Raw genomic sequence first — 7,692 nt, 5'->3', positions numbered from 1 at the left:
GCATAGTTTTCCACAATTTGTTTTATCAGGAAACGCTCGGTATCAGTATCGACAGCTGAAAATACATCGTCGAGGATCAACAATTCACCTTGTGTATAAAGTGCCCTTGCCAGGCTAATTCGCTGTTTTTGTCCGCCCGAAAGCATAATACCTTTCTCTCCTACCATTGTTTTCCCTTTTTTAGGGAAACGCAACAGTTCGTCGGCAAAAGCACTTTTGTAAATCACATCGTCAAAACGTTTCTCGTCAATCGTTTCGTCCGATGTTAACCCAATATTGTTTTCAATGGAATCGGAAAACAGAAACACCTCCTGACTCACCGTATTTACCACCGACCGGATGTCTTCGCTTCGTATTGAATCGGCATCAATATCGCCATAAAAGATCTGTCCTGCTCCGGGGCGTAAGTATCCATTTAAACACTGAATCAAAGTGGTTTTTCCTGATCCAACTTTTCCGGTTATACCAACGATTTGACCGGGTTTTATCGAAAACGAGATGTCTTTCAGAACCGGTTTATCGCCGTTATGGTAAGTGTAATTCAGATTTTCTACGCGTATTCCTTCCTTAAAAAGCTCTTTCTTTTTCGATTTGGGCAGCGCTTTCCGTTCATCATCGGTTCCTTTTCGGTCCATAATGGTTTGAATACTGCTGATTCCCACCATACCTTGTTGGAAAATGGTGAGCACCCAGCCCAGCCCCATAATCGGATGAGCCAGCAGCGCAGCGTAGGCAATGTATTCGGTTAATTCGCCAATAGTGAATTTGCCGTTGATAACATACATGCCACCCACAAAAAAGATGATGATCTTTAAAATCTGCCCCAGGTTGCCAAGCAAGGGAATAACAAATGAGCGAATCCACGAAATTTTTAGCGAGGCCTCGTAATAAGAAATATTATCTGTCTCCACTTTATTTTCGGCATGCTCGTAAATATTGTAGCTTTTAATCACACTGTTGCCCGAAAGAAAAGAAATGATTTTTCCGGAAAGCATTTGCAGGGTATCCATTCTTGCGTGTGTGTTTTTAACCATCACCTTCATGCCATAACGAACAATAAAAAAAACCACCACCATTGGGATGATACAATACAACGTGAGCATCGGCGACAGTTTCCACATCATGTAAGGCGTTAGCGACAAAGACAAGAGTATATTTCCGATTTGCAGAATGCCAAAGCCGGTAATCATTCGCACACCGTTAATGTCGTTATTCACCCTCGATATGATATTTCCGGTTGAGTTTTTATCGTAATAATCCTTTCCGAAAGAGGCCAGCTTTTGGAACATCTCACCTTTTAACTGACGTTCAATCAGACGCGCCGGGAAAAAGATCAAAATCCGCGAAAGTGTTCTAACCAGTATCAATCCGACAGCCAGACCTACAATGATCAAAACATTTTTATGAAACTCACTTTCATTTCCTACACGGCCGGCGGCAATCAGGTCGATGGTTTTCTGGATAAATCCGGGAATCGTAATCGAAGTCCAAACGGTAAGTATCAGGAAGATAATTCCCCCTGTATACCACCAGCGGTATTGATGCGTGTATTTTAATAAGAATTTTAGTTTCGATAACATGCTCCCAGTTTTTGCCTTTTAAGCATCAATATATTTTTGCATCTGCTCGTTTTGCCAGTTGTATACCAACTCGGGCAAAGTTTCGTTACCCTCTTGATAGCGTTTCAACAGCCTTTCTGCCACGGTAATTCCGCTTTCGGTAATTTCGCGGACCGGAGCTAAAAACCGGCTTTCATCTTCCGAACAGCGCACCTTTGCACGCCGCTTAAGCCCATCTGAGGCAATCCTGCAAATTTGTTTTGCAATAGTCCCGGCGTGCAGATTGCCACTTTCTGCATTCAACGCTTTTACGGGAACCTGGGCACGAAGCTCCTGCATGGTGTCAACGTCCCATTTAGAAATAAGTTCATCGGCTTCTGCCAGACTATCACCATCGTACAACAAACCAACCCACAAGGCCGAAACCGCTGCAATGTGCGATACACAGCTGGCATCAGCCCCTCTCATTTCAATAAACTGTTTGAGCCGTACATCCGGGAAAATCGTTGACACATGGGTTTCCCAGTCTTCCTGCGTAGGCTTTAGCGAATGTTTGTCCTCAAAAAATCCACGAAAGGTAAGTCCGTTTGCCGAAATATACTCCCCATCGCGCAAAATATAATACATCGGCACATCCAGCAAATAGTCAACCCAACGCTCAAAACCAAATCCCTCATCAAAGATAAAGGGTAAAAAACCACATCGGTCCGGATCGGTATGGTTCCAGATATGCGAACGATACGTTAAATAGCCGTTGGGTTTTCCGGCAGAAAATGGCGAGTTGGCAAAAATAGCGGTAACAACAGCTTGTAATGCCTGCGACACGCGCATCTTTTTTACCATATCCTTTTCGCTACAAAAATCGAGGTTTACCTGTGTTGATGCGGTGTTTGTCATCATGTGCAGCCCAAGATCGCCTTTTGTTGGCATGTAGTTGCGCATCCAACGGTATCGTTCTTTGGGCACCCAAGGCACATCGGCAACGTCCGACAAAGGATCAACGCCCATGGGCAGACTAAAAAAATTGTAGTGCTGACTTATCGTGTTGAGTTCCTTAAAATGCTTTTTGGTTTCGCGATACGTTTCGTGAATCGTGCTAAAATTATCGCCCGAAAGTTCGAACTGTCCACCGGGCTCCAGCGTAATTGATGCACCATTCTTCCGAAGACCAATGGCAATATTGTTTTCAAGAATTGGCGTCCATCCATCTTGTTCCATCTTGTTTAGAATCTTCAAAATCCCACCATCCTGTTCAAAACGAAGGCGGCCAAAATCTTTTCTGCGAAATAGAAACTTTTCGTTTTCAGTACCAATTCCCCATCTCTCGGGAGGTTTGCTCCCCCGCTCGAAATAATCGATCAGTTGCGATTTATGATTTATTTCTATTTTTTTTTCTGTTTCTGTCATTTAATTGTTTTTTGCTGTCAGCGATCACTTTGAATTCAAAATGCTGTCGAGAACATATTTTTCCACATGGCGGTTTTTCCCTATGTACGGATAATCGTGCATCGACAACATGGCAGGAGCATTTAGTTCCACCACAATGTAATTATCGTGCGAGGCAGGCTGTTCCATGTCTTTGATTATAATATCGATTCCGGCAATTTTAAGCCCGGCCGATTTTGCTGCTTCAACCGCTACACTTTTATAAAAATCCGGTATTTCATCGGTCACATCAATGCTGTCTCCTCCGGTACTCAGGTTTGAATTTTTACGCAGGTACACTTTCTCTCCCTCTTTCAAAATCGTTTCCGGGGTCATCGAAAGCGCCTTCAAATGTCGGATCACTTCCTCATCAATATTTATTTTTAACAATGGATGCGTATAATCCGTTCCGCGGCCTTTATTCTTTTTGTTTACCAATTGCTGAATTGATGATTTTCCATCGCCTGACACATTTGCCGGTTCGCGCCAGGCAATGGCCCGCACCACATAATCAATTACCAAAACCCGGTATTCCTGCCCCGGACAAAACTCTTCGACAATCACTTTATCCGAAAATTTAAAAGCATTGTTGATAGCGGCAATTTGCTCTTCGCGCGATTGTATGTTTGTGCTTACTGCAATTCCATGATCGGTATTAGCCGGTTTTACCACGGCGGGCAAAGGAATCGCATCCAGCACATCGGTCTGATAACCGGGCTTCAGCAAAATACCTTTTGCCTGGTGAATACCTTTTCGCTGAAGGAATTGCCGGGTCATCCATTTATCGTTTGAAATCCAGAAGGCAATCAGGCTGTTGGCATCCGAAATGGTTCCTTCGTGAATAATGTATTCTTTATTGTTGTACTGAACCGAGATGAGGTTATTATCGGCATCGATAATCTCAAAATCCAGGTTACGACGAAGAATTTCAGCAATAAGAATCTGGGTTGTGGCTTCAAATTGCTCATAACCAGGTAGCGGTTTAAAATTATAGTTGCTTTTTTCCATCATAACAAATTGCTTTTTGGGAAATATTCCAATGCGGCGAAACATCCCTCTTCGTAATAACATTTGAAATTAAAACATTGTGTTTAGAATAGTTTCCAAAGAATGAAATATTGCCTGTAATTTAAAGTTGCGTTGAAATGCGAAAGGAAATCCAATCCAGATCCGTTTGTTTATGCTTACTGGATAACAATTCTCAAATTAATGTTATAAAAAAGAGGCCTGAAAAGACCTCTTTTGACATGAATATTTTTATAATTATCCGGATTGTTTTTGGCGCTTAGTTAACCGCCGGAGTAACAGTAAATTTGCGGAACTCCACCGGTCCGTGGTCACCCTGAATCTGAAATGGACCAGGTTCTCCTTCGTTGCTATCCAACGAACCACCTGTAATTCCGGGAATAGGACGGTTAGAAATAACTTCTATTCCATTAAGCAAAACGGTAACATGGCGCCCAACAAGTGTGACGTCATAAGTTTGCCATTCGCCCGGTGCATTAGCGGCATAAACCGCAGGTGCAATAAACCCGTAAATACCACCAATACTAACATCGTCGGTTCTTCCTTTTGAATCTTCAATCTGTAGTTCGTGACGGCCACGAAGATAAATTCCGCTGTTACTTCCTGCCGGGTAACGGAATTCTACGTGAAGTTTAAAATCCTCAAATTTCTGAATACTAATCAGGTTTCCACCCGATTCGGTGTTAACCATTACACCATCAATCATTTGAAACTTGTTGTTCTGTGGAATTACCCATTTTTCCATATTTTTGGTAATCATCTCAATAGGATTTCCCCAAATTGGCGGTGCAGTTCTTTTAAGCGAAGGAGCCCGAACACCTGTCCATTCCAGTTTATTACCATCGAGCATTTGATAGCCTGTAAGCTTATTGTCTTTTAGCGAAAACTCAAAATACAAATCATCAATATCCATCCATTGCGGTGGAATAGTGAAATGATATTTATCCGTAGCTTCATCGTAAACTACTTCGGCAATTGGCCGGGCACTACCTTCGTACCCAACATAGTATCCGGTTAAGGTAGAGAAACCAGATAATTTAACCATCAGCCATCCGGGGAAACCATCAGAAGCCATTAATCCATGTCGGAAAAGACCGAGATTTTCGATCTGTTGTTGAGTCATATTAATGGTTAAATCCCACTTGCCAATTAATGGCGAGTCACTTTCAACACGCTGCGCCTGCACCGGAACAAAAGCCGTCAGTGCAATTGCAATCAATAAAATAATAGGTTTTAGTTTGTTCATTGCTATTTATTTTGATGAATAAAATTGTTCATCTTGTTTCTAATAAACACAAAGCTACTTAAAACTGTGTTTGAATAAAAACACTCTCCATTAATTTATCAATTTTAAATACCATTTCTACCTGCGCATCCAGTACTGTTTGATAGTTCTGAACGACTTTCCTGTAATATCCATCAACAAAAGCGTTCGACTTTATTTATTCGGTCGCACAGCCGAGCTTTTTGAGCCACATTTGTTCTCAAATAAACTGAAAAAGAATAAAAAAAGACCTTTGATATAAAGGTCTCTTTTAAACTTCTGGTTAAGTCTATTTTTTGTCGTAAACCATTGTGGTGGTTACGTCATCACCATCTCTGTTTTGCCTGGTTGATACAATTGAAAGCGTTTTAGCATCGTTCAATGTCCAAACCTGAGTTGATGTTCTTTCGGTACCGTTGAAGTTCATTTTTGTAACGATAGTGAGCGATTTTCCATCGTCAGACCACTTGGCTGTCGATTTGCTTTCGCCTCTTCCAAAAGAATTTACACTTTCTTTCCCATCTAGTGTGTACTTACTTGTAAAACTCTGATCGTTAAACGATCTTTCAACCGAAAGAAGATTGGCCTCTTGTTTTACAACAAAGTCGCCACCCCCAAATCGGCGGCCGCTGTCGCCCATTTTACTTTTCGATTCATTATAAGCCCAACTGCCTGCAAAGTCAGCTTTACCCTGTGCATTTGCCATTGCCGGAACAACAAGCAATAAGCACATAACAACTGAAAACATCCGCAAGAAACTCATTTGTTTGTTTGTGTGATTTCTTTTCATCTCAATTAAATTAGTTTTTGAATGATTGAATTGATTTAATTATTAATTAGGCGCGATCCTGGTATAAAAAATACAGCATGTATTTTCACCAATTTCATTCCCATTATATTATCGAGTTCAACTTTTCCATCCGATTCAGAGAACAACACCACAGTTTTGGCTGAGTTCAGATAATCATACACGACATCCAATGGAAGATGTCATTATTTGTTTGTTTTCAAATACTTGGTGTTTGACTATTAAAAACATAAAAAGTAAAATCGTAAACTAAAAAAAATAAAATGATGCTCATAATCCGGCTTAATTGTAGAAACCATCGCTCCAGTTACAGCAATATTGAAATATGCGGACAAAAGAAAGAAACCGAAAAAAAACAATACTTTAGAAAAGGCATTCCTGCACTGATGTATAAAGACCTTCCACAGAATCTGCTGATTCAGAAGAGAAATTGGATACCACAAAAAGAGGTACCACAGCTGCCAAAGAGTCTACATCCCGGAAAGTATTAACAAAACAACTTTTGGTAGAAATCAAAAGCAACTTTTCAAATCGATTTCAGCACACATAAATAGAGTAATTACTCCGTTTTGTTAATTTAAGATGGATACCCATTTAATAAATCACGCCATGACTTATTTTTAATCATTAAAACAGACAGAAATGGAAACAGTAATCGAAAAAAATGGCGTAAATGTTGACCAGTTATTTGGTACAATTGAAGCGGAAAAAAGGGATGCAGATGTTGCAAAATTTCAATTCAGGTCGCACACCGATTGGATAAGCGGGGGACACTGCAAAACAGAAATTAAAGATTTTTATGGGGCAAAAATGGAAGATACATCGCGCGAAGAAGCTTTTGTTCTTGAAGGTGACGAACCTCCAGTTTTACTGGGCGAAAATCATGGAGCCAATGCCGTTGAGGCAGTCTTACACGCCTTAGCTTCCTGTTTAACAGTTGGCTATGTCTACAATGCATCTGCAATGGGAATTACCATTAATTCCCTCGAATTTGACATGGAAGGTGATATTGACCTGCACGGATTTCTGGGATTATCAGAAACGATAAGACCAGGTTATGAGAACATTAAGGTTGTTTATAAAATAAATGCCGATGCGCCAACGGAAAAACTGGATGAGCTGTGCAACCACGTACAGAATGCTTGACATTATCAGAAATCCGGTAGAGGTTTCAATAGAACGAGTTAGTGCTTAAGCTTATTTTTGTGATAGATTCAGAATTCATTGAACATAAAGAGGTTGCAAATGACCTCTTTTATTTTGGTTCATCCATTAAAGACTGAAGGTTGTAATCTTTCTTGCGAGCCAGCCAATTCTACACATCCAGTTTTAACAATCTATAACTTTCCCCTATCAACGCCTTATTATTCCCATTTTTTTGAGCGTTTTCTCTAACAATCTATTTTCCAAAACATGGTAATCTACGACATATTCTTATATTTATGCTTTTTGAAAAATTAAACCAATATTAATTAATAACCAAAAAAACAATTACCTATTTATTATGGCTAATATTAAATTTTTTTTAGGCGAAGAGTTACCCCTGGAGATGCATAAAGTTAGAATGGTTCAACGCCTTGATTTAGTTCCGGTTGAAAGGAGGCTGAAAG

6 protein-coding genes are annotated in these 7,692 nt (G+C 40.4%); 1 reads left to right on the top strand and 5 read right to left on the bottom strand.

Annotation, left to right across the window (positions count from 1 at the left end):
• The 5 genes from ABZB17_RS17830 to ABZB17_RS17810 all read right to left on the bottom strand — a co-directional run.
• Positions 1-1,580: ABC transporter ATP-binding protein (locus tag ABZB17_RS17830; RefSeq protein WP_372652136.1), on the bottom strand; the 1,580-nt coding region annotated here is incomplete at its 3' end.
• 18 nt (positions 1,581-1,598) lie between these two features.
• Complete coding sequence (locus ABZB17_RS17825) at positions 1,599-2,966, bottom strand: glutamate--cysteine ligase (RefSeq protein WP_372652135.1); 1,368 nt, start codon at positions 2,964-2,966, stop codon at positions 1,599-1,601.
• 24 nt (positions 2,967-2,990) lie between these two features.
• Entirely contained in the window at positions 2,991-3,995 is a 1,005-nt protein-coding gene (locus ABZB17_RS17820; protein ID WP_372652134.1) for a glutamate ligase, read from the bottom strand.
• 274 nt (positions 3,996-4,269) lie between these two features.
• Positions 4,270-5,256, bottom strand: a complete 987-nt coding sequence (locus tag ABZB17_RS17815; protein WP_372652132.1) for a DUF1080 domain-containing protein — start codon at positions 5,254-5,256, stop codon at positions 4,270-4,272.
• A 307-nt stretch (positions 5,257-5,563) separates the two neighbouring features.
• A complete protein-coding gene (locus ABZB17_RS17810; RefSeq protein ID WP_372652130.1) occupies positions 5,564-6,064 on the bottom strand; it encodes a hypothetical protein in 501 nt (166 codons plus the stop codon).
• 660 nt (positions 6,065-6,724) lie between these two features.
• On the opposite strand from ABZB17_RS17810, the gene ABZB17_RS17805 reads away from it, so the two are divergent.
• Entirely contained in the window at positions 6,725-7,228 is a 504-nt protein-coding gene (locus ABZB17_RS17805; protein ID WP_372652128.1) for an OsmC family protein, read from the top strand.
• Positions 7,229-7,692 lie beyond the last annotated feature (464 nt).

The organism is Draconibacterium sp., assembly GCF_041583095.1.
Taxonomy (GTDB): domain Bacteria; phylum Bacteroidota; class Bacteroidia; order Bacteroidales; family Prolixibacteraceae; genus Draconibacterium.
The sequence above is the reverse complement of the archived record's forward strand: the minus strand, read 5'-3'. Positions and strand labels throughout refer to the sequence as shown.

Bases quoted from the DNA above. Each gene is read 5' to 3' on its own strand.
- ABZB17_RS17825 (WP_372652135.1), bottom strand. From the start codon at position 2,966: ATGACAGAAACAGAAAAAAAAATAGAAATAAATCATAAATCGCAACTG.
- ABZB17_RS17820 (WP_372652134.1), bottom strand. From the start codon at position 3,995: ATGATGGAAAAAAGCAACTATAATTTTAAACCGCTACCTGGTTATGAG.
- ABZB17_RS17815 (WP_372652132.1), bottom strand. From the start codon at position 5,256: ATGAACAAACTAAAACCTATTATTTTATTGATTGCAATTGCACTGACG.
- ABZB17_RS17810 (WP_372652130.1), bottom strand. From the start codon at position 6,064: ATGAAAAGAAATCACACAAACAAACAAATGAGTTTCTTGCGGATGTTT.
- ABZB17_RS17805 (WP_372652128.1), top strand. From the start codon at position 6,725: ATGGAAACAGTAATCGAAAAAAATGGCGTAAATGTTGACCAGTTATTT.